This window comes from Aquamicrobium sp. YD-1-mutant5 (assembly GCF_059509755.1).
On record NZ_JCAKKP010000021.1, the window covers coordinates 38,264 to 60,241 of the forward strand.

At 61.0% G+C, this 21,978-nt stretch carries 19 protein-coding genes and 2 pseudogenes; 4 read left to right on the forward strand and 17 right to left on the reverse strand.

Features of this window, described 5'->3' with window-relative positions:
- Positions 1 to 2 precede the first annotated feature (2 nt).
- A complete protein-coding gene (locus tag AC5XE7_RS19085; RefSeq protein WP_495367227.1) occupies positions 3 to 776 on the reverse strand; it encodes an SDR family NAD(P)-dependent oxidoreductase in 774 nt (257 codons plus the stop codon).
- A 2-nt stretch (positions 777 to 778) separates the two neighbouring features.
- Positions 779 to 2,095 (reverse strand): acyl-CoA dehydrogenase family protein, encoded by a 1,317-nt coding sequence (locus AC5XE7_RS19090; protein WP_495367226.1) that lies wholly within the window; start codon positions 2,093 to 2,095, stop codon positions 779 to 781.
- 704 nt (positions 2,096 to 2,799) lie between these two features.
- Between AC5XE7_RS19090 and AC5XE7_RS19095 the strand changes: the two genes are divergently transcribed.
- Together AC5XE7_RS19095 and AC5XE7_RS19100 are read left to right on the forward strand one after the other, a co-directional pair.
- A complete protein-coding gene (locus AC5XE7_RS19095; RefSeq protein ID WP_495367225.1) occupies positions 2,800 to 3,648 on the forward strand; it encodes an enoyl-CoA hydratase in 849 nt (282 codons plus the stop codon).
- A 57-nt stretch (positions 3,649 to 3,705) separates the two neighbouring features.
- Positions 3,706 to 4,809 carry a phosphotransferase family protein gene (locus AC5XE7_RS19100; protein ID WP_495367224.1) on the forward strand — a complete coding sequence of 368 codons (1,104 nt, stop codon included), beginning with the start codon at positions 3,706 to 3,708 and terminating at the stop codon, positions 4,807 to 4,809.
- A 47-nt stretch (positions 4,810 to 4,856) separates the two neighbouring features.
- Here the strand turns inward: AC5XE7_RS19100 and AC5XE7_RS19105 are convergent, their stop codons facing one another.
- Positions 4,857 to 5,486, reverse strand: a complete 630-nt coding sequence (locus AC5XE7_RS19105; RefSeq protein ID WP_495367223.1) for a TetR/AcrR family transcriptional regulator — start codon at positions 5,484 to 5,486, stop codon at positions 4,857 to 4,859.
- Between the two features lie 205 nt (positions 5,487 to 5,691).
- On the opposite strand from AC5XE7_RS19105, the gene AC5XE7_RS19110 reads away from it, so the two are divergent.
- Positions 5,692 to 6,486, forward strand: a complete 795-nt coding sequence (locus tag AC5XE7_RS19110) for an enoyl-CoA hydratase (protein ID WP_495367222.1) — start codon at positions 5,692 to 5,694, stop codon at positions 6,484 to 6,486.
- 111 nt (positions 6,487 to 6,597) lie between these two features.
- On the opposite strand, the gene AC5XE7_RS19115 is transcribed toward AC5XE7_RS19110, so the two are convergent.
- The 13 genes and pseudogenes from AC5XE7_RS19115 to AC5XE7_RS19175 all read right to left on the reverse strand — a co-directional run bounded on the left by AC5XE7_RS19115 (position 6,598) and on the right by AC5XE7_RS19175 (position 19,865).
- Positions 6,598 to 6,735 carry an AMP-binding enzyme gene (locus AC5XE7_RS19115; RefSeq protein ID WP_495367221.1) on the reverse strand — a complete coding sequence of 46 codons (138 nt, stop codon included), beginning with the start codon at positions 6,733 to 6,735 and terminating at the stop codon, positions 6,598 to 6,600.
- Between the two features lie 7 nt (positions 6,736 to 6,742).
- Positions 6,743 to 7,018, reverse strand: a complete 276-nt coding sequence (locus tag AC5XE7_RS19120; protein ID WP_495367220.1) for an AMP-binding protein — start codon at positions 7,016 to 7,018, stop codon at positions 6,743 to 6,745.
- 15 nt (positions 7,019 to 7,033) lie between these two features.
- Positions 7,034 to 7,717, reverse strand: a pseudogene (locus tag AC5XE7_RS19125) (hypothetical protein); the annotation flags it as partial.
- A 209-nt stretch (positions 7,718 to 7,926) separates the two neighbouring features.
- Positions 7,927 to 9,453 carry a class I adenylate-forming enzyme family protein gene (locus AC5XE7_RS19130; protein ID WP_495917932.1) on the reverse strand — a complete coding sequence of 509 codons (1,527 nt, stop codon included), beginning with the start codon at positions 9,451 to 9,453 and terminating at the stop codon, positions 7,927 to 7,929.
- A 142-nt stretch (positions 9,454 to 9,595) separates the two neighbouring features.
- On the reverse strand, positions 9,596 to 10,030 hold the full coding sequence (locus AC5XE7_RS19135) for a PaaI family thioesterase (protein ID WP_495367219.1): 435 nt from the start codon (positions 10,028 to 10,030) through the stop codon (positions 9,596 to 9,598).
- Between the two features lies 1 nt (position 10,031).
- The gene (locus AC5XE7_RS19140; RefSeq protein ID WP_495367218.1) at positions 10,032 to 10,700 is read right to left on the reverse strand and encodes a histidine phosphatase family protein; all 669 of its coding nucleotides are present in this window, start codon (positions 10,698 to 10,700) and stop codon (positions 10,032 to 10,034) included.
- Positions 10,701 to 10,777: 77 nt separating this feature from the next.
- The gene (locus AC5XE7_RS19145) at positions 10,778 to 11,251 is read right to left on the reverse strand and encodes a MaoC family dehydratase (RefSeq protein ID WP_495367217.1); all 474 of its coding nucleotides are present in this window, start codon (positions 11,249 to 11,251) and stop codon (positions 10,778 to 10,780) included.
- Between the two features lie 555 nt (positions 11,252 to 11,806).
- On the reverse strand, positions 11,807 to 13,513 hold the full coding sequence (locus tag AC5XE7_RS19150) for a TRAP transporter large permease (protein ID WP_495367216.1): 1,707 nt from the start codon (positions 13,511 to 13,513) through the stop codon (positions 11,807 to 11,809).
- The gene (locus AC5XE7_RS19155) at positions 13,510 to 14,094 is read right to left on the reverse strand and encodes a TRAP transporter small permease subunit (protein WP_495367215.1); all 585 of its coding nucleotides are present in this window, start codon (positions 14,092 to 14,094) and stop codon (positions 13,510 to 13,512) included. Before AC5XE7_RS19155 ends, AC5XE7_RS19150 begins: the two co-directional genes overlap by 4 nt.
- A gap of 175 nt (positions 14,095 to 14,269) precedes the next feature.
- Positions 14,270 to 17,305, reverse strand: coding sequence for an aminotransferase class III-fold pyridoxal phosphate-dependent enzyme (locus AC5XE7_RS19160; protein WP_495367214.1), 3,036 nt, complete (start codon positions 17,303 to 17,305; stop codon positions 14,270 to 14,272).
- 85 nt (positions 17,306 to 17,390) lie between these two features.
- Positions 17,391 to 18,254, reverse strand: coding sequence for a helix-turn-helix transcriptional regulator (locus AC5XE7_RS19165; protein ID WP_495367213.1), 864 nt, complete (start codon positions 18,252 to 18,254; stop codon positions 17,391 to 17,393).
- Positions 18,255 to 18,318: 64 nt separating this feature from the next.
- A complete protein-coding gene (locus AC5XE7_RS19170) occupies positions 18,319 to 19,575 on the reverse strand; it encodes a cysteine desulfurase-like protein (protein ID WP_495367212.1) in 1,257 nt (418 codons plus the stop codon).
- A gap of 158 nt (positions 19,576 to 19,733) precedes the next feature.
- Positions 19,734 to 19,865, reverse strand: a complete 132-nt coding sequence (locus tag AC5XE7_RS19175) for a hypothetical protein (protein ID WP_495367211.1) — start codon at positions 19,863 to 19,865, stop codon at positions 19,734 to 19,736.
- Positions 19,866 to 20,021: 156 nt separating this feature from the next.
- Here AC5XE7_RS19175 and AC5XE7_RS19180 point away from each other — a divergent pair.
- Positions 20,022 to 21,118: pseudogene (locus AC5XE7_RS19180) on the forward strand (IS3 family transposase); the annotation flags it as partial.
- A 430-nt stretch (positions 21,119 to 21,548) separates the two neighbouring features.
- On the opposite strand, the gene AC5XE7_RS19185 reads toward AC5XE7_RS19180, so the two are convergent.
- Positions 21,549 to 21,978 (reverse strand): transposase (locus AC5XE7_RS19185; protein ID WP_495367210.1); only part of this gene is annotated, 430 nt, incomplete at its 5' end.

A 21,978-nucleotide genomic window follows, 5' to 3' on the forward strand; every position in this document is an offset into this window, starting at 1 on the left:
GATCAGGCCCACATGTTGGAGCCGCCGCACAGCGTCAGCGCCTGTCCCGTCATGAAGCTGCTTTCATCCGACGCAAGGAAGACCGCGACGCCCGCGAAATCCTCCGGCTCGCCAAAGCGGCGCAGCGGAACCTGGGTGCGCGCCCGCTCCTCGGCTTCCGGCGAATCCCACAGCGCACGGGCAAAATCGGTTTTCACCACACCGGGGCAGATCGCATTGGCCCGAATGCCCTGCGGCCCATATTCCAGCGCAAGGTTGCGGACGAGGCCGATCAGCGTCAGCTTCGACATGCCATAGACACCGAGCATCGAAGAAGGCTTCAAAGCCCCCACGCTCGCGGTAAAGATCAGCGAACCACGCTTCTTCTCAGCCATGTCCGGAACGACCAGCCGGGTCAGCCACAGATTGGCCTGCACATTGGTTTTCATGATCTTCTCATAGGCGTCGTCGGGTATTTCCGAGATCGGCCCGTAATGCGGGTTCACGCCCGCATTGCCGATGAGAATGTCAATCTTCCCGGCGACCTCATGTGTTTTGGCGACCAGTGCCCTGAGATCCTCCTCACGACCGGCGTTAGCCGCCACCGCATAGGCGCGCCTGGCCCCGCAATGATCGTTGATTTCATCGGCGGCGAGATCGAGCTGGTCCTGCTTTCGGGAAGAAATCACGACCGTGGCACCGTGCCTGGCAAGGCCCAGCGCCATCTGCTTGCCCATGCCCCGCGACGCGCCGGTCAACAGCGCCACGCGACCTGTGAGATCGAACAATCCGGTCATGCTCATGGTCCCTCGAAAATGCCGCTGCTGCGTTGCTGGGCGACTGCGGCCTGCCGCGAATTCGAAGCCTCGAAGGCGGCACGTTCGGCACGTGCGACCACAGCGTGGTGCACCTCATCCGGGCCGTCGGCGAGACGCAACGTACGCTGTTTCATGTACATCTCAGGCAGATCGGTCCACTGGCTGACGCCAGTCGCGCCATGAACCTGCATCGCATCGTCGATGATCTTGCAGCAGCGCTCCGGCACCATCGCCTTGGCCATCGAAACCCAGATACGGGCCTCCTTGTTGCCGAGAACATCCATGGCACGCGCGGCTTTCAGCACCATCAGACGCATCGCCTCGATCTCTATCCGCGAGCGGCTGATCGTCTCCATGTTCTTGCCAAGATCAATGATCCGCTTGCCGAAAGCCTTCCGGCTGAGCCCGCGTGCAATCATCAGATCGAGCGCCTTTTCCGCTGCCCCGATGGAGCGCATACAGTGGTGAATACGGCCGGGTCCCAGACGTAGTTGGCTGATCTCGAAACCACGTCCCTCGCCCCACAGGATATTGGCCTGCGGCACGCGCACATTGGTGAAGCGCAGATGCATATGCCCGTGCGGCGAATGATCGTGTCCGAACACCTTCATTGGCCCGAGGATCTCGACACCGGGCGTATCCATGGGCACCAGAATCTGGCTCTGTTGGCGGAAGGTGTCAGCGTCGGGTGACGTCTTGACCATGACGATCATGATCTTGCAGCGCGGATCACCGGCACCCGAAATGTAATATTTCTCGCCGTTGATGACCCATTCGCCATTTTCCAGAACCGCCGTGGTCGAGACGTTGCGCGCATCGGACGAGGCGACGTCCGGCTCGGTCATGGCAAAAGCAGAACGGATTTCCCCGGTCAGCAGCGGCTCGAGCCAGCGCTGTTTCTGCTCAGCGGTGCCAACGCGCTCAAGCACCTCCATATTTCCGGTATCGGGGGCCGAGCAGTTCAGCGACTGAGCCGCCAGCGGGTTCTTGCCCAGTTCGAAGGCGATATAGGCATAATCGAGATTGGAAAGCCCCTCACCGGTCTCGGCATTCGGCAGGAAGAAATTCCAGAGACCGGCCGCCTTTGCCTGGCGCTTCAGGTCCTCGATGATTTCCAGCTGGCCGGGAGCGAAGGTGAATTTTTCGGGATGGTTCTGACCAAGCCGCTCATATTCCTCATAAGCGGGATCGCAATTCACCCGGATATGTTCCACCACCCGTTCCAGCAATGGCTGTGCCTTTGCCGACATACCGAGATCGTTCAAAGTTTTCGCGCTATCTGCCAGCTGCCCGCTCATGGCCTGGTGCTCCATCTTATTCATCAGTGCTTCCAATTCGGCTTACGTTTATCGGTCAATGCAGTGACACCTTTCCGGTCGCTCTCAGGCCGGCACAGATCGTTCAGAATTTCGCAGAAGGAAGAGGGGCAGGCGTAAAAGGTGATGCTGTCCACCCATCGCGTGGCGGATGCGCAGCACCTCCCCCGACAGCGCGAAGCCTTTCCGCAATTGCTGCGATGCAGAACCGTTCCCGTTTATGAACTCCACCACCTGACGCCCCCCCAGAACTGGCCGTGCAGATGGGCCAGAGCCGGTTTCAGGTTGAATTCACCGTGCCCGGTGCAGAGCGTTGAACCTCTCCGCCCGACCTCATATCGATGCAGGATGTGCGCATTTAATGCCTGAGCACCGGCCCGAGCTGTGGCCATTCAATCCTCCCGATTTAAAGCCCGGCGCGAATTTCGCTTCGCCTGCCGGCCCGCGCACCCACCTCCGACCGGGCGCTCATCCAAGGCAAAAATCAAAGCCTGACAAATGTCAGGATACAATGGCGCAAAGGCCAGTGACAAGCGTCATTTTCGCCTTCCAATTGATTTTGTCAACAGTTGACTATATTGCTGCAATGCGATTGACGGGTTAAACAAGCGCACCTACAAAATGCCCTGACAATTGTCAGCCGTCCGGCCATCGATGGATGATCGGGACGTTTTCCAGAGGGAGTAATGGAAGTGAGAGGGACAGCGGATTTGCTAGTGGACACGCGTGACGGCGTGGCGACCCTGACACTGAACAGACCGGAGCGTCTCAATTCCTGGACACCGGATCTCGCCGATGCTCTGCGACATGCGGTCGCCGCGGCCGCGGCTGACAAGTCCATTCGCGTGATCGTCATTACCGGAGCCGGCCGTGGTTTTTGCGCGGGCGCTGATATGGAAGCGCTCGACAAGACAGCAGACCGGGGACAAAGCACGGGCCGCGAAATACTCTATCCGGAGGACGTGTCCTTTCCCGATGCACCCGGCCCCGATCTCGGAAATCTGTATCCCGGCCGCTTTGGCTATCTCTACAATTGTCCGAAGCCGGTGATTGCCGCGATCAATGGTCCCTGCGCCGGCATAGGGCTGGTTCTCACACTGTATTGCGACCTTCGCTTTGCCGCTGAAGACGCCAAATTCACCACAGCCTTTGCGGCACGCGGCCTCGTTGCCGAACATGGAATAGCCTGGCTGTTGCCTCGCCTCGTCGGTGAAGCACACGCGCTCGATCTGCTGTTCTCTGCGCGCAAGTTCGACGGGGCGTATGCGGCCGGGATCGGATTGGTCAACGCGGCCCTTCCACAGGACAAGCTGATGGAGCATGTGCGTGAGGTTGCCGCCCAACTGGCAACGACCTCGTCGCCGCGATCCATGGCCATCATGAAGCGACAGGTTCGGCTGGCCTGCACACAAAGCTTTGCAGAAGGGCTGACGCTCGCCGATCGCGAAATGCAGGAAAGCTTCAAATCAGATGACTTCCGTGAGGGTGTGAAAAGCTTTGTTGAGCGCCGCGCACCAGACTTCACCGGTATCTGACCTTTCAAACAGCATGACGAACTGCATCGCGGGCACGGGCTCCGCGAAGAGGCAAATATGACGAAATTGTATTCACGTTCAGCGCTTCAGCTCGTTGAGCCGCTCGAAAAGCACCGCTTCAACGAAGAGGCCTTCTCACGCTGGATGGCGGCGGCGCTCAACGAAGGCCAACAAGCGATCACGATAAGCCAGTTTCAGGGCGGGATGTCGAACCCCACTTTTCTGGTCACCCGCACGGATGGCAAACGCTACGTTCTGCGCAAACAGCCGCCGGGGGAACTTCTTCCGAAAGCCCACGCTGTCGACCGCGAACATCGCATCATGGAAGCGCTGGGACCGACGCCGGTGCCGACCCCGAAAATGATCGCCTACTGCAATGACACAGGCATCATCGGCGTGGAATTCTACCTGATGGAGTTCGTGGAAGGACGTATTCTACCCAATCCCGCAATGGTTGACCTTCCCCGCGCAGAGCGTCCGATGCTGGCGCACGCGCTGATCGAAACTCTTGCCGCCCTGCACCGGGTTGATTACGCAGCCTGCGGCCTGCTGGATTTTGGACGTCCCGCCAACTATCTGGAAAGGCAGACATTGAGATGGGCAGGCCAGTATGAAGCGGCCAAATCAGCCCTACCCGCGGATTTCGATTACAGCGACATGGACTGGCTGCGGGACTGGCTCACACAGCATTGCCATGTGCAGGACGAATCCGCCATCACGCATGGCGATTTCCGCATCGGCAACATGATCATCCATCCAACTCAGCCCCGGATCATCGCGGTTCTGGACTGGGAGTTGTCGACACTTGGCCACCCGATCTCCGATCTTGCCTATCTCTGTCTGCCGTATCACATGCACGGCATTCTGCCGTATGCGCCTGACCTCGTGGCGGAAGGTTTGCCGGAAGAAGCCGAAATGCTGCAGAACTACGCCATGCTGACCGGTCGCGACCGCATTCCGGACTGGCAAATCTTCGTGGCATTCAACTGCTTCCGCTGGGCGGCCATCGTTCAGGGCGTCGCTGCGCGCGCAGCGCAGGGCACGGCCAGCAGCGCCAGTGCCGATCCTGCACGCGACGGCGAGCGCGCACGGCGTGTTGCGCAGGCCGGCGCGATGATTGCACGGCGCTACGAACAGGAAGGGCCGGCAGCCGCGTTGTGACCGGATGCGGCCTCCCCGTTCTTTCCCCTACGGTCACCCGGGGATTATCAACGGCTCCGCAAATCCGGCCCGACCGGACTTTCGAGAATACGCAAGATCATCGCCGCGGCTCCGACCGAGACGAGTTGCACCAGCAGCTCCGAGCCCGCTCCCCGCGGGTAGAGCCAATCCCGCATCGGCGCGAAAGCCGCGAGAAAGACCGTTAGATTTGCCGCGACCTGTGCCCGGATGTCATCGGTCGCCAGTCCGGCCCTGGTCGCCAGCAGCGCCGCGCTGTCTTCCAGCAGCCTTTCCTCACGATTGCGCATGGCAGCGCGGTCTTCCTTACGCATATCCGGCACCGAACGATAAATCAGCAGCGTTCCTTTGCGCTTCTTATCCCAGGTCTCGCGAAAATATTCCGCAAGCACATCTTCGAGTCCGCGATCGGCCTGCTTCAGCAGATCGGGCAGCATCGGCACATCGGTTCTGAACCAGAGCTGGTTCAGCAACCTGCGCAAGGCGTCATTCTTGTTCGCCACATAATCGTAGATGCTGGCATGATTAACGCCCGAACGCCCGCAAATGTCGCGAATGGTGGTGGAAGCGAAGCCCTTCTCCAGAAACAGATCAAGCGCCGCATCGCAAATCTGCTCGCGCCGCCGCCGCACGAGCTCTTCATTGCGCACGACATCCACTGACGCTTCGGCCAGAACATTGCCCGTCTCGCCGGTGGGCTCGTCAGGCAGCGTGTTTCGGGTCATCTGCAACTCCAGGGCATACGGAATCTGACATCATTACCGCGCGTTTTTCAGCGCCTCAACCCGAAGGCCATCTTGCCCCAGCCGGCCCCAGTGCGTAAACAGAAAACTGACAAACGTCAGGAATGAGTGGAGGAGCAAAATGCCGGAGCAGATTCTGCTGAAACGGGAGGGTGGTTTACTGACCATCTGCCTGAACCGTCGGGAACGCCGGAATGCCATGACACCTGATATGACGCAGGCGCTGACGCAAGGGCTGGCAGAAGCTGCCGAAGATGACGAAATCCGCGCGGTCATTCTGACCGGAGCGGGCGGCCATTTCTGTGTCGGCGGTGATGTCAAGGCGATGAATGAGCGGGCCGGAGCCGGCCTTGCAGCCGGCCGCCGCATTCACAATCTGCGCGAGCGCATGAGTGCGGCCAGCTATCTTCATCTGATGCCCAAGCCGACGATCGCTGCGATTGAAGGCTCTGCTGCAGGCGCCGGCCTGTCGCTGGCACTCGCCTGCGACCTGCGCATATGCGCCGAAGATGCAAAACTCACCACGGCATTCGCAAAAGTCGCTCTGTCAGGCGATTTCGGCGGAAGCTATTTTCTCACACAGATGGTCGGTGCCGCGAAGGCCCGCGAGCTATATCTGCTTTCTGCAATTCTCTCCGGCAAGGAGGCTTTCGATCTGGGAATCGTTACCCGCTCGGTTCCCACCGATCAGGTTCAGAGTGTGGCCAGTGAACTCGGCCAGTCTCTAGCCAACGGCCCGACGCTGACTTATGGCCGGATGAAATCCAACCTTGCCCTTGCAGCCAGCGGTGCTGGCCTCGCCGTCTGCCTCGATCAGGAAGCACGCAACCATACTTTGTCCATGCTGACCGCGGATCATCGTGAGGCGGCGCAGGCTTTTGTCGAAAAACGCCTAGCAAAATTCCAGGGTAAATAGGCAACCGGTCCACGAGAGTTTCGCGGATCAGCCTTCGGGCTATTGGCAAAGCATTTCTTTGTTTCAGCTGCATTTGTGCGACGCCAGATTTTTCCATCTATGCAAAATGCTCTATCCTGCAAAGTCCTGTCCTGCCCGTGCCTGCAATTCCATCCACTGAATCTTCCCGCTGTCCGACTTCGGCAGCGCGTCTACGAAGACGATTTTCCGGGGAACCTTGTAGGTCGCCATTTCCTGACGACACCACACGATGATCTCATACCCAGCTCATTGCCAGCATCGCCGATGATAGGGGCATCGACGCCGAAAACCGGGATGCCCAACACTGACGGCGCGGCGCATCGAGCGGGTTGATTATTACTGCCGTCATCGTCCCGGTCATTCCATAGCCTTCAATATAGTCGATGCCGGTCAGCGCCTTCAGCTTCTCCGCAACCTTTGCCGGCATCATCGTACCGCCGCCGCCCACGGTTCTCAGACTTGTCAGATCCTCCCGACGAATGTCCGGATCGGCGAGAAGGTCGATAACCATGGGGGCGATATTGCGCTAGCGCCCCCCATACCGACGGATCAGTTCCCCGGCAACGCGTCGATCCCAGCGAGACATCAGCACAATGGTTTCTCCGCTGAAGATCGAGCTATTCATTGAGCTCTGCATGCGCGTGACATGAAACGGCGGAAGGACGGCAAGCGTGGACACGCTGAAATCACCGGCGTTCCAGATCACACCGCCAACCAGAGTGGTCATCAGCGTATGGTGGGTATAATATAGCTTTTCTGTCGTCCGGTCGTTCCGGACGTGTAGCGAATAACCGCCATGTCGTCGGCATCGGTGGTGAGTGGGGCGGGAGCAAGACCGACAGCTTCTATGGAAGGCCAGCTGCTTATCCCTGATATTCCGCCCCCCGTTCCGGCTCTTCCAGTCGGGTGGGCAGCGCAATATCCGGCATAAGGTCAGCCATGTCGGCACAGGCTGCGGCCAGCACATGATGAAGCCCTGCGGCCCCATCGACCATGGTTCATATGCCCCAGAAGCTCCTGTCCGACCAGCGCAACGTCCGCGCGGCTGTCTGCAATCAGGTGCTTCAGCTCGAAGTTTCGATTCATCGGATTGACCGGCACGACCGGCATCCGCTCGCATGATGCCATAAAAACCGATCAGGAACTGAGGGCTGTTTTGCATGTAGAGGAGAACCCGGTCTCCTCGCTTTACACCGGCAACCTGCCGAAGCCAACCGGCAGCGCTTCAACCCGGCTCTGGCAATCCCGACAGGTGAATACGCGGCCATAACAGAGGATCGCCGGCCTACCCGGCGTGGCCTCAGCGGAAAGCCGCAAACTCTCGCAGACATTACGACGTGGCACATCGGATTATGCGGGGAACCCCTGCGGGCCACTGCCGCGGTCTGGTGATTTGCATGACGGCCTCCCGACTGGGGCTCAGACCCAGCCGTCGCGAAGCTCGCGTTTCAGCACCTTGCCGATCGGGCTGCGTGGCAATTCATCGAAAAGCCTTACCTCGGCGAGACGCTGCATGCGTCCAAGCCGGGCATTGACAAAGGAAAGCAGATCATCGGGGGTCGTGGTTGCCCCGGACTGCATCACAACGCAGGCAACCGGCGTTTCGCCCCATCTGTCGCTCGGCACACCGATGACTGCGACATCTCTCACATCGGGATGCACATCCACAACCGCTTCGAGATCCGCAGCAAAAATGTTGAACCCGCCGGAGATGATCATGTCCTTGCGACGATCGAGCAGCGTCAGAAAGCCGTCTTCGTCCAGCCGTCCCATATCGCCCGACCGGATGAACACCTCGCCTTGCGGGCTTGTCCATATTGCCTCGCTGGTGGCCTCAGGCGCCTTGCGATAACCTCTCATCATGGTCGTGGAGCGTCCGACAGCTTCGCCGATCTCTCCCTGCGGAAGAACATGTCCTTCCGCATCGATGATCCGGATGGTCGCGCCGCCGCCAGCTTTGCCGACGGTATGCCATTTGTCCGGGAAAGCCGAGCAATCCAGAACAGCGCTCATCCCGCCTTCCGTCATGCCATAGACATTGATCATTCTGCCCGGCCACTTCTCAAGTACCCTGCTGACTATGGCAGGCGGTAGTGGAGCGCTGGTCGACAGCTTTGCGATATAAGCAGACAGATCATAGCGATCGAATTCCGGGAACTCGATCAGACGCCGGATCTGTGCAGGAACCATAATGCTGTGCGTGACCCTGTGGCATTCGGAAAGTTCCAGAAATCCTTTCTCTTCGAACTTGCGCATCAGAATGGCCGTGCCGCCACGCGCCAGCACCGGGATAAGCGTCGCCAGCGTGGTGTTGGAATAGAGTGGCGTCGAAAAAAGCGTGACGGAGTTCTCATCCAGGGCGAAATTGCGGAAACGGTTTACCTGCATGTCACGGAACCGGACATCGTGCTCGATGCCCTTGGGTGCACCCGTGGTGCCGGAGCTGTAAATGATGTCGAAAAGCTGGTCGGGCACGATTTCGCGCGGCGCGGCGGGGGGATAGGAGTGCGCTGCCCGAACGAACGCCGAAAGTTCCTTCGCCTGACCGATAGCGGCCGGCATTGCCGAGGTTTCATCCACAAAAAGAACATCCGCCGCGCTGTTTTCCACCATCCGTACCAGCGCATCCGGATGCGCCGAGGTTGGCAGGGGTGCAACCGCGACGCCAAGCGCCGCGGCTCCCATATAAAGCAGAACATGATCGGCGGTCGCCCCGGCAAGGGTGGCTATCACATTCCCGGTGCGCAAACCCGCATCCTCGAGCGCCGCTGCTATACGATCCATTCGCTCCGAGAATTCAGCTGCTGTCAGGGTTGTTTCCCCCTCGATCAGCGCAACATGCGCTGGGCGGAGCGCCGCCCAGGTACGAATGCGCCGCGGAATGTCGAGAACCGCTTCCGCTTGAGGTATAACAGGCGCGAGCACAGGTGAGATCGTCATGTTCATGCCGCGTATTCCTCCGGACAATCAGCGCGCTGCAAGTTCACCGCCATTCGCGTGCGATGGGGGGGGTGCGAATGGCCACTTGCCGGCCGCCCTGCGTTTCAGGGTTCGCCGCATCAATTCCGCCGGCATAATCCCTTGATGTTTAGTTGCCAACGCCAGTGTAGCGAAAGACCCCCGTGCCGCTGGCGATCAGCGTGCCGGTGGAATCGGTGATCCGGCCTTCTGCGAAAAAGGTCGACTTACCGCCTCCTGTCCGACGGCCCTCCGCGATCAGAACCTCGCCCGATGGGCGGGAAACGAAATGCGTCGTCAACGACAAGGTCATGGCTTTTCGTCGAACCGCGAGATCGCCTGTGTAGCTGCCGCTGTAGCCCATCACCGTATCGAGGAGCACCGCGTAGACGCCGCCGTGGGGAATGCCATAACGATTGTTCAGATAATCCTGCAGAGGCAGTTCGAACACAGCCCGGTCGGCAGACCAGGCCTTCATCACAAACCCCATGTGGCGTTGAAAAGGATAGGCTGGCTCCGTCAGCACCACACCCTCATCGCCGGAAGCCGCATCGGGCTGTGTCATTTCATGCATAGGTCATCAGCCTTTCATCTTCTCTACTTCCCAAATAGGGGAGCTCGTTGAAGGCATGCAGAAACAGGCCATTCGCAGACCCGACGAGCGTAGAAACCGCGCAGTTGCGCATCTGAAGCTGCAAGAAGATCATCTGCGCCGCGGGCGCATCCAGGACGCTGATGATTATCCGGCTGATCGCACCGCCACTGCTGACGGCCATCACCCGCCCCTTTTCCGCAAGCATCGCTTCCCGCGCGCTCAGCACGCGCGAAGAGAAATCGCGCCAGCTTTCCGGCGGATTGTCGATTTCATCCCGCTGCCAGGCAAGCACGATTTCCCGCAACGCACGGAAGTACAGGCGACGGTCGCCCCGCACATCCAACGGCAATCCTTCCGGACCGTACCGGGCGGCGATAAGCCCGCCGGCGCTGAACTCGTTCAGTCCTTCATGAACGATGGCAGAGGAGGGATCAAGGCCAAATCCGGCCGCCAGGCCTTCCAGAGTTTCGCGATGGCGGCGCTGGGCGCCGATGTAGATCTTATCTGGCCGCGCTGTTGCGCGCTGGGCAAGACTTTTCCCGAGCGCCAGTGCCTGCTCATGACCAAGCTCTGAAAGCACGTCATAATCGGATTTACCGAACGAAGCCTGGGCGTGTCGGACCAGCATAATCTCAGGCATGAACTAATCTTCTTTCTGCTGACCATTCCCGGGTGGATGAGGTGTGGCCGCCAGTTTCAGCCACCACCAGAGAGGTGTCATGCGGCAATCTTTTCGAGATTGCGCAGCCCAAGCCAATTCGCCACCAGTGCCGGCCGTTCGGAGCCGTCGATCTCGACTGTGATTTGCCAGTCGATCAGAACGGCGTCGGCACCCCGGGGTTCGATCGAGCGGACAGCAAAGCGGGCACGCACCCTTTGCCCAACCTTTACAGGCGCGACGAAGCGGACATAGTCAAACCCGTAATTCACGCTGGAGCGAACATTCTTGAGCGGGGGTAACGCCTCCTTCGCCATGGCTGGGAACAGGGACAGCGTCAGCAAGCCGTGAGCGACCGTTCCGCCAAAAAGTCCCTCGCGCCAGGCACGCTCCGGATCGATGTGAATGAACTGCCGATCGCCTGTCAGCTCAGCAAAGGAATTGACCAATGCCTGGGAAATCGAAATCCATTCCGACACCGCCGGAAAGCGGTGCAGATGCGCCTCGAGTTCCCCGATGGAAATCTCCTCCACACCCACCTCCCTATTCCTGACAAATGTAAGGAATAACTAGCGCCAAATCACCAGATGCACAATGGGTTTTCACTTTTAGGAGCTGGGACGCTCGACAAGATTTGAGTTATCAACTTGATTATAATGAATATTTATAGAAACATCCTCACTAGCTTACCATATAATTTAGTCGACTGTTGACGAAAAAAGCCCTCTTGCGGATATTGTGAAAACCTCGAAATCATCGGAATAACGGAATCGTTAATGCCGAGTTCAAACTGCGAAGCCCTACCTCGAAAGGAAACCATTCCGTCCGTCCGGATGGACTGCGCGACATTCATGTGAGAACAGCGGGTTCAAACCGGGAAGTGTTTATGGGCAAACGGCACGAAACCGCACCAGTTTTGCTGTGGTGAGCGGACGACAGCAAATGATTTGCCACAGTCGCGATGGCTGACCCTGAGGCCAGTCACAGGCCGATTAATCCCGCTACCGCCTCCGGGTCGACATCACCGGGCAACGTTCGCAATCCGGCACGCTTGACACTCTTCGAAACAGCAGGACGCCTTACCTCGCCTAATTGAAGCTTGGTGGCTGGGAAAGGTCGGGAGCCGCAGGTGCTGAAGGTGCGCCAGGCGGAGACAGCCCAAACCCGTCGCCGCCGAGCGTCGGCAGGTCCGGCATCCGGATCTCGATGGTGCTGGGATCGACCACCTTGCCCTTGTAGTGCATGACCATTGCGGGAACAGCGATGGTGAGCGCGACCATGAAGATCTGGATGCCGACGAACGGCACCGCGCCCCAATAGATCTGCCCCGATGTTACAGGCGCTATCTTCTGGCGCGTGATCTTGTCGATATAAGACGAGCGCGGCGCGACGGAGCGCAGGAAGAACAGCGCAAAGCCGAAAGGCGGGTGCATGAAGCTGGTCTGCATGTTGACGCCGAGGATCACGCCGAACCAGATCAGGTCGATGCCCAGGCTTTCTGCAGCGGGGGCCAGCAGAGGCACGATGATGAAGGCGAGCTCGAAGAAATCGAGGAAGAAAGCCAGAAAGAATACGAGGATGCTGACCACGATGAGGAAGCCGAGCTCGCCGCCCGGCAGCGAGGTGAGCAGATGCTCGACCCACACATGCCCGTTCACGCCATAGAAGGTGAGCGAGAAGACGCGGGCGCCAATGAGGATGAACAGCACGAAGGACGACAGCCGCGTGGTGGAGGCAAGCGCCTGCCTGACCAGATCGAGCGAGAGCCTGCCCTTGACCGCCGCCATGACCAGAGCGCCAACCGCGCCCATCGCTCCGCCTTCGGTCGGCGTCGCTATGCCGAGGAAGATGGTGCCGAGCACCAGGAAGATGAGAGCCAGCGGCGGGATCAGCACGATCACCACCTGCTGCGCCAGCCGCGACATCAGGTTGATGTTGAGGCCCTTGTCGGCGATGGCCACGAGATAGATCACGACGACGCCGACCGAGCCGCCAAGTATGTCGGCATTGGCGCCATGCGTGGGTTCCAGATAGTGATAGGCGGCCCATCCGATCGCGCCGGCAAACAGCAGCGCGGCAAACAGCGAGGTCGCGCCATGGCCAAGGGTGCGCGCTTCGGCCGGCAGTGCCGGCATGGAATTCGGCCGCACGAACGACATCACCAGCACGTAGAGCATGTAGAGGCCCGTCAGCACCAGACCGGGGATGAGCGCGCCCTTGTACATGTCGCCGACGGAGCGGCCGAGCTGGTCGGCCAGCACGATCAGCACCAGCGAAGGCGGGATGATCTGGGCCAGCGTGCCGGACGCCGCGATCACGCCGGAGGCAAGCCGGCGATCATAGCCGTAGCGCAGCATGATCGGCAGCGAGATCAGGCCCATGGCAATGACCGATGCGGCCACCACGCCGGTGGTCGCCGCCAGCAGCGCACCGACCAGAATGACGGCGTAGGCCAGACCGCCCCGGATCGGCCCGAAGAGCTGCCCGATCGTGTCGAGCAGGTCCTCCGCCATGCCGGAACGTTCCAGCACGATGCCCATGAAGGTGAAGAAAGGTATGGCCAGAAGCGTCTCATTGGCCATGACGCCGCCATAGAAGCGGTCCGGCAGGGCCGTGAGCAATGGCCAGGACAGGTTGATCGACCCTCCCGACAGTGGCGCCAGCTCGACGCCGATGAAGAAGAACAGCAGTCCGTTCGCGGCGAGCGCAAAGGCAACCGGATAGCCGAACAGCAAAAACACGATCAGCGACAGGAACATGATCGGCGCCATGTTCTGGGCAATGAATTCGATCATGAGCGAACCTCGTCAGCCAGTGCCTTGGCGTCGAGCTCGGCCTGTTCATGTGCGGCTATGAAGGGGTGGGGATCGTCCATCCGACCGCGCATGACGGCAATCTTCTTGATGATCTCCGATATCCCCTGGAACGTCAGCAGGACGAAACCTGCCAGAAGCAGCGCCTTGGCAGGCCAGATGATGAGCCCGCTGGCGTTGGTCGACATCTCGCCGCTGCGCACCGACCGCAGCGTATAGGGCACGAGGTAGTAGACCATCAGCAGGCAGAACGGCATCAGGAAGAAGAGATGGCCGATGAGGTCGATCCAGTGCTGCACGCGGCGCGACCAGAGGCCGTAGACGATGTCGATGCGGATGTGCTCGTTCTGCTTGAGCGTGTAGGCGGCAGCGAGCAGGAAAGCCGCGCCAAACAGATACCATTGCAGCTCAAGCCAGGCGTTCGAAGACATGTTGAACGTCTTGCGCACCACGGCATTGACGGAACTGACGAGAATGGAGGCGAGGATCAGCCAGGAGACCCATTTGCCGATGAATTCGTTGACGCGGTCGATAGCCCGGGACAGAGCGAGAAGCCCTTCCATGCAGTCCTCCCTGATGCGCACGCGCGTTGTCTCCCCCGGATCCTGAGCGCGGCCTGAGGCAGAAACCTATGACTTGCATGGCAGTAACGGTCAACAGCAGGCACGCAAGGGTCTTCGCGTTACTCACCGGAACACGCAACGTCATGCGACGAAAGTCGCATGACGTTGCCGATTTTCAGGGCCTTGTGGCGCGCAGCGTCGCCCCCGCCTCCCTCAGGCTCAGATCCAGCCTGTCGAGCAGCATGTCGATGTCATCCGCACCGATGGTCAGCGGCGGCCGGATCTTGAGAATGTTGTCGGCCGGACCTTCGCGGCCGACAAGGATGCGCATGTCGCGCAGGCGGTTCATCACATAGTAAGCGAGGTCGGTGCCGGGCGCACGGCTCTCCCGGTCGGTGACCAGATCGAGGCCGGTGAACAGGCCGATGCCGCGCACATCGCCGACGATCTCGTGCTGTTCGCCCAGCTCCCGCATGCCGGAAAGCAGGCGATCCCCCATCAGCCGCGCATTCTCCTGCAACCCCTCGTCGTCAACGATGTCGAGCACTTCGGACGCGATGCGGCAGGACAGGTTGGAACCGCCGAAGGTGGAGAAATATTCCGGCCCTTCGGCGAAGCGGGCGGCGATTTCGCGCGTGGTGATGACCGCGCCCACCGGGTGACCGTTGCCCAGCGGCTTGCCGAGAACCACGATATCGGGCCGCACCTTCTGCTGCTCGAAACCGAAATAACAGTCGCCCAGACGGCCAAGTCCGGTCTGCACCTCATCGGCGATGCAGATGCCGCCCGCTGCCCGGACGCGCCGATACACTTCCGCCAGATAGCCTTCCGGGAGAATGATCTGGCCGCCGACGCTGGGAAAGGTTTCGGCTATGAAACCGGCCAGCCTGCCGCCGTTGCGCCCGATTTCGGCCAGCGCCTCGTCCACCTGCGCGGCATAGCGTGCGGCCCGGTCCGGATCATCGCGGCGGAAACGGCCGCGATAATCATCCGCCACCTCGACAAGATGCACCCATGGCCGCCTGCCGTGCATGCCGGGCTTGTTGAACTTGTACGCGGAAATGTCGATCGCGCCCGTGGTGTTGCCATGATAGCCATGATCCGGCGTCACGATGTCGTAGCCGCCGCTGGCGGCGCGGGCCAGCCGCAGCGCCAGCTCATTGGCTTCCGAGCCGGAATTCACGAAGAAGCAGATCTCCAGTTCATTCGGCAGCCGTGCCGTCAGGCGCTCGGCCAGCGCCGTCTGGGCGGGATGCAGATAACGGGTGTTGGAGTTCATGCGCGCAAGCTGGTCGCAGGCCACGGCGCGGATGCGCGGATGCGCGTGGCCGACATGCGGCACATTGTTGTAGGCGTCGAGATAGGGCCTGCCCCACTGGTCGAAAAGGTGATGGCGCCAGCCGCGCAGCAGCGTAACCGGCTGGCGATAGCTCAGCTTCAGATTGCTGCCGAACCGTGCCTTGCGCCCGGCCAGAAGCGCATCCGTGTTGATCACCGTGCAGGCCACACGGTCGTCGGGCAGGTTCAGCAGGGCGGCCGGGTTCGGGCAGATCGCCTGCCACAGCGTCCAGTCGTCCGGATCGGCAACGCCCGGCCAGTCATGGCCCATGCCGTCCAGCGTCAGCGCAAGCTGGAAGTGCAGATGCGGCTCCCAGCCGCCATTGCCCTCCGGCGCGCCCAGTGCGGCGAAGGCCGCTCCGGCCGCAATTTCGTCACCAACCCTGAGGCTTTCGCATAGGGCAGGATCGAGATGGCCATAGAGCGCATAGAAGATGTCGCCCTCGTCCGTGCGGTGTTCGAGAATGGCAACCCCGCCATAATCGAGCGGGCTGGCGCGATATTCCACCATCGCCACCCTGCCGGCCAGCGGCGCATGCACGGCCTGTCCGGCCGGCGCGAAAATATCGACCGCCATATGGATGGTGCGGCGGTTAGATGCCTTCCACGGCCCCTTGCGGAAGGCATGGTCGGTGTAGATCAAACGCGGTTCGGCATAGCGGCCAAGGCGGATGCGATCATCCGCATGGCCGGTCAGGCAGCGCGCCTCATCGGGGCGGAGGCTGAATGGGTTTTCCGGAACAATGACATCCTCGACCGAGAGGCTCGCAACCTCCGCCTCATTGAGGCCTGCTCCCATGACCGGCGCGAAGCTGCCGCGCCGGGCATCGAGCCACGCCATGACCCGTTCGCTGCCTTCCGTTACCGGCAGGCCGCATGCCGCGCGCAATCGCGCTCCCATGAGGGAACCGTCAATCGCCGCATTTTCAAGCAGCCGCCACGCCGGAGCCTGTGAGATCGTGACATAGGGATCGTCTGGCTTGCCAGCCGATTCGATAGCCGAGTTGACGACGCTGACGGCCAGCCGCATGCGCAGCAGCGGCCAGATCAGGTCGATCTCGCCGGCGGCAAGCGGCACAACGCCATGATAACCGGCGACAAGGGCTGCAAGCGCCTCTTCCGGCTTTTCGTGATCGAGGATCGCGTAGGCACCGGCAATGGCGAGCCCGCAGACACGAGGTGCCACGGTCATGTCCCCGAAATCGATCAGCCCGCTGATCTTCGCCGGCTTCGTCAGGCTCGGTTCAATGAGGATGTTGTAATCATTGAGATCGTTGTGCAGAGGCTGTACGGGCAGCGCCGCGAGCCGGGGAAACACGCGCTCGTAATCAGCCAGAATGGCCTCCACCAGCGCCCGGCGCGGACCGTCGCCCAGCACATCCGGATGGGACGCGATCCATCCGGCTTTCATAAGATCCCACTTCGCCGCTTCCTGCGCGGGCCCGAGCGCGAACCCCGCAAGCGCGCGGTCCAGCCGCGCCGCTATCTCGCCGAGTTCCGACAGCAGAGCAGGACTTTGCGGTCCCAGTTCGCCCATGGCGATGCCCGGCAGCGCGCGCTGCACCCAGACCAGCCTCGGCTGTCCCCGGTCATCGTCGACCATCTGCCAGAGCCGGCCATCCGGGAACGGCAGGATTTGCGGCAGGGGCAGACCGGGATCGGCGGCACGAGCAAATGCGATGGCCGCGCACTGTCGCTCCACCAATGACGCATCCGCCTGCGGGCGCATCGCCTTCACGATAATGTCGCCATCAGCGGTGGGGCCACGAAAATTGAGGTCGTGCTCTCCGCCGAGCCGTCTCAACGGCCCCGTAAGCGCGAACTGCCCCGTCGCGCCGGGAAGCCACTCATGCCCAATAGCCTGATCGTTCATAAGCCGTCTCCTGAACCTGCTGAGCGGGTGGTATCAAAGCCTCATACCTGCCTGTTATCCACCCAAAGGAGGAACCGCTGGATAGCTACCTTCGCTCTCCCGCCAGCACATCCTTCTCCTGAAGCGAGCGGATGAACAGCGAGAACAGTTCCTGCTGCGTGGCAAGGCCGAGCTTGGCATAGAGGTTCTGGCGATGGGTCTTCACCGTGGTGATGGAAATGCCGAGGTTGCGGGCGATGGAGTCGCCCGAATGACCCTTGAGGATCATGTGGGCCACCTCGCACTCACGCGGGCTGAGCGTGCCCTTGCCGAAGTCGACAAGCAGATGATCGAGCGGCGAGATGCGACGCTCATTCCGGGCCGGGCGTGGGCGATGCTGCCAGATGGCGCGAAAGACGGAACCGACAAGCGGCTCCACGGCACTGAGGACTGCACAATCCTGATCGCTGAAACCGCCCCGGCTGGCGAGCCGGTACAGGCTGATCTCCCCCAGTTCGGCCTCGGGAAGCTCAATGGCGATCACCACTTCCTCCCGGCCCGCAGGCCAGCCCCAGGTGCGGTAGCCAAGCTCCTCGTCGGAATATTGGCGCACCTTGAAACGGCTGTAGTGGTCGGAAGAGAAATAGTTGTCAGGGGCCAGATCACGCAGGCGGTAGACGCCGGCCTTCAACCCGGCCAGATAGGCATTGTAGACCGGGTTGAGGATATAGGTTCCGTCGAGATAGAGATCCATCGCCCGCCTGGCGGTCGGGTCGTCGAACGTATCTCCGATGTGATCGGGCGGCCCCTCACGCCTGTAGGCGACCGACATCACAAACTCGAACGGCACGATGCTTCTGATGGCATCGAACAGGAGATGCGGGGCGTCGGCACGGTCGCAACGGTCGAGCGCCCGCGCGAGGCGGGCGCTGAATACGGCTACCGTGCCGCTGTCACTGTGCAAATCCAACCGATCCAATTCCCTGCCCGGATCGCCATCAGGCGATTGCCGGTCAGGCTAGCACGTCGGCCTTCTACGCAACAAGCTCGGCAATGGCGGCCAGCGTGCGCTCCACCTCTTCAAGCGTGTTGTAATGGGCGAGCCCAAGCCGCACGACGCCTTCATTCTCGGCCAGCCCCAGGAGCCGCGACGGTTCGAGCGCATAATTGTGCCCCGACCATGCCCAGATGCCCTTCCCCGCCAGTCCCTCAGCTATCGTGTGGGTGGACAGGCTTGCATGGGTGAAGGACACGGTGGGCACACGGTGCTTCAGCGCTGCCGGATCGGTGATGCCCTGCACGGTTACGCCCGGCAGCGCCACCAGCCCTTCGATGAGCCTGCGGGTGAGACCATCCTCATAGGCGGCAAAGCTGCGATAGGCGCCAAGCAGCTTTTCCCGGCGCGACCCGGCATGGCCCGTGGCCTCGCCAAGCCATTCGACATAGGAAACGGTGGCGGCAAGGCCGGCAAGCAGTTCCGTCTGCGGCGTGCCGGCCTCGTAACGCTCCGGCAGGTCGTCGCTGGCGCAGCGCACCTTGTAGGGCTCCAGCTTGGCCAGAAGCTCCTCCCGGCCCCACAGCACGCCAAGATGCGGCCCGAAGAACTTGTAGGACGAGCAGACGAGGAAATCGCAGCCCAGCGCATGCACGTCGGGCAGGCGGTGCGGCACAAGCTGGACGGCATCGACATAGACCAGCGCTCCAGCCTTCTTCGCCACAGCGGTGAGAGCCGCCACGTCGTTGACCGAGCCGGTCATGTTGCTGGAGAAGTTGAGCGCCAGAAGCCGTGTGCGCTCGCTCAGAAGCGGTTCCAGATCGGCCGGTTCGATACGCCAGCTCTCGCGGTTGAACGGCAGCCATTTCACCGTCAGGCCAAGATCGCGGGCCAGCAGCAGCCACGGCGACACGTTGCCCTCATGGTCCATCTGCGTGAGGATGATTTCATCGCCCGGCCGGAACAACCGGCCGATCGAGCGCGACAGATGCAGCGTCAGGGCCGTCATGCTCTGGGCGATGACGATCTCGCGATGAGAGGTCGCCCCCAGCATGTCGGCCATCGCCTCATGCGCATCCTGCCAGATGGCTTCGGCCCGCTTCGAACCCTCGAAGAAACCGCCGAGATTGTGGGTGGCGCTGGCCATGGCGGCGGCAACCGCATCGATCACCTGCTGCGGAACCAGCGTGCCTGCGGGATTGTCGAAATAGACCGGCGGATTGTCCAGCTTCGATATGGCCGGAAAACGGCTGCGCACCTGGTCTATAGGAAAAGCGGGAAGTGTGTGAACGGTCATGGTTCGCCTCGGGATGAAAAAAGAGCGCAGCTTGCGCTGCGGTCTTTCTGTCTACTTCAGCGCACCATGACCTGACATCATACCGAAGGGGGAGGTGCGCCATGCAATCCGGCACCTCAGCATCAGGCAGGCGTTTGCCGCGCTGCCTTCTTTGCCGGTCAGATCCGCTCACCAAGTCTGGCGACAGCCATGGCCAGCACCTCACCACCCAGCGCCAGATCGTCTCTGTCGGTGTCTTCGGAGAAATTGTGGCTGATGCCGCCCCTTGAAGGCACAAACAGCATGGCCATAGGCATCACGTTCGACACACAGGCTGAATCGTGCAGGGCACCGGAAGGCATCCGGCGCCATTTCCCCGGCGCAAGTTGCGCTGGCCTTCCCCCTGAAAGCGGGTCCATTTTGAGAGTTAGGATTTCGGCTATTTTGAGCTTTGAAAGGAGCACGGAATGGCACGGAAGAATTACACGGCCGAGCAGATCATCGGGATGTTGCGGGAGGCGGAGGTCCGGCTTTCGCAAGGCGAGAAGACCGGTTCGATCTGCCGAGGTCTGGGAATATCGGAGCAGAGCTACTATCGCTGGCGTCGTGAATATGGCGGCCTGAAGGTGACGCAGGCAGCACGCCTGAAAGCTCTGGAGAAGGAGAATGCCCGGCTCAGGAAGGCGGTCTCCAACCTGACGCTGGATGCATTGATCCTGAAAGAGGTTGTCGAGGGAAAGTATTAAGCCCTTCACGACGCCGTGCTGGCGCTGCCCATGCGCGTGCGGTGTTCGGTGTCACCGAGCGCCGTGCATGCCGGGTGATTGGCCAGCACCGTTCGACCCAGCGCCGGCGGTTGCTGCCACGATCTGATGAGAAGCGCCTGACGGCGGATATTGTCAGACTGGCCTCGGACTATGGTCGCTATGGCTATCGTCGCATCACTGCCATGCTTCGACAGGAGGGATGGAGGGTGAATGCCAAGCGGGTGGAGCGGATCTGGCGTCGCGAAGGGCTGAAAATACCACATAGACAGCCGAAGCGCGGCCGTCTGTGGCTGAACGACGGATCCTGCATCCGGCTTCGACCAACCCACCGCGCCCATGTCTGGAGCTACGACTTCGTTGCCGATCGCACCCATGACGGCAAGGCCTTCCGCATGCTGACGGTGATCGATGAGTTCAGCCGCGAGTGCCTGGCCATTCATGTTCAGCGTCAGATCAAAAGCGACGATGTTCTGGCGGTCCTTGCTGAGTTGTTCACCAGGCATGGTCCGCCGGAACATATACGTTCCGACAATGGCGCCGAATTTACCGCCACTGCCGTTCGCGAATGGCTTAGCCGCATCGGCGTGAAGACGCTCTACATCGAGCCCGGTTCACCCTGGGAGAACGGCTATTGCGAAAGCTTCAACGGCAAACTGCGTGATGAACTGCTCAACGGCGAAATCTTCTACACGCTGAAGGAGGCCCAGATCCTGACCGAAAGCTGGCGTCAGCACTACAACACCGTCAGGCCACACAGCTCGCTCGGCTATGTCCCACCAACACCCGAAAGCATATTGCCTTGCGCCGCAGGTCTGCTTTACCCTTCATCCAGGTCGACCAATCTTGGCGACCTAAACCGCCGGAACTCTTCTTTAACTGTTTCTGTGGGTGTGAAGCACGCGCCCAGTGCCACCCGCGATCATCTTGCCAATGATCCTGGGCGTTCGCAACAAGTAGCGAAAGAGTCATCCCGATCTGTCCGTCTTCCGTGGGTCCCAGGCATCAAGCCGGAGGACACGCCATGAGCGGATCATCGACATCACCCCGAGCGGCTCACGCTTCTTTCCGTGGTCGATATCAAGATCGCCACAAGCAGGGATCGGAAGGTCGGGCGGCCAAGCTAACTCGCGTCTTCGCAGTCGCAGATGGCGATGCGGACAAGATTTTCCACGTACTCACCCGAACCCTCGTCCCCTCGGGGGACATCTCTCCGCCGCAGCGGATCTCTCAGCCTATTTCAGCCTCCCACGATGCGGATGACCGACAGGCAATCTCATGCTCCGGCAACGGGGCCGCGACCTGGCCATCGCCCATCTTCCAGATGAAGACGGTTCCCTCGACCCAGATACGATGCATCAGCACGGACATGCGTCGAGCAAGAGCGGTGACAGCGCGCTTGTGTCCCCGGTTCTTCACCAGCCGCATGCCCCATGCCCTGAGCGACGACCAGCGCTTCACGCGGGTCAGCAGGATGTGTGCGGCCTCGTAGAGCGCCGCCCGGGCCATCACGTCGCCGCTCTTGGACACGCGTCCGTTCCGGTCGACCTCTCCGGACTGCCAGGTGCGCGGTGTCAGTCCCAGATGCGCGCCGACAGACTTGGAGCGCCGGAACCGGGATGGCACGTCGATCGTCGCGCGATAGGTCAGCGCAACGATC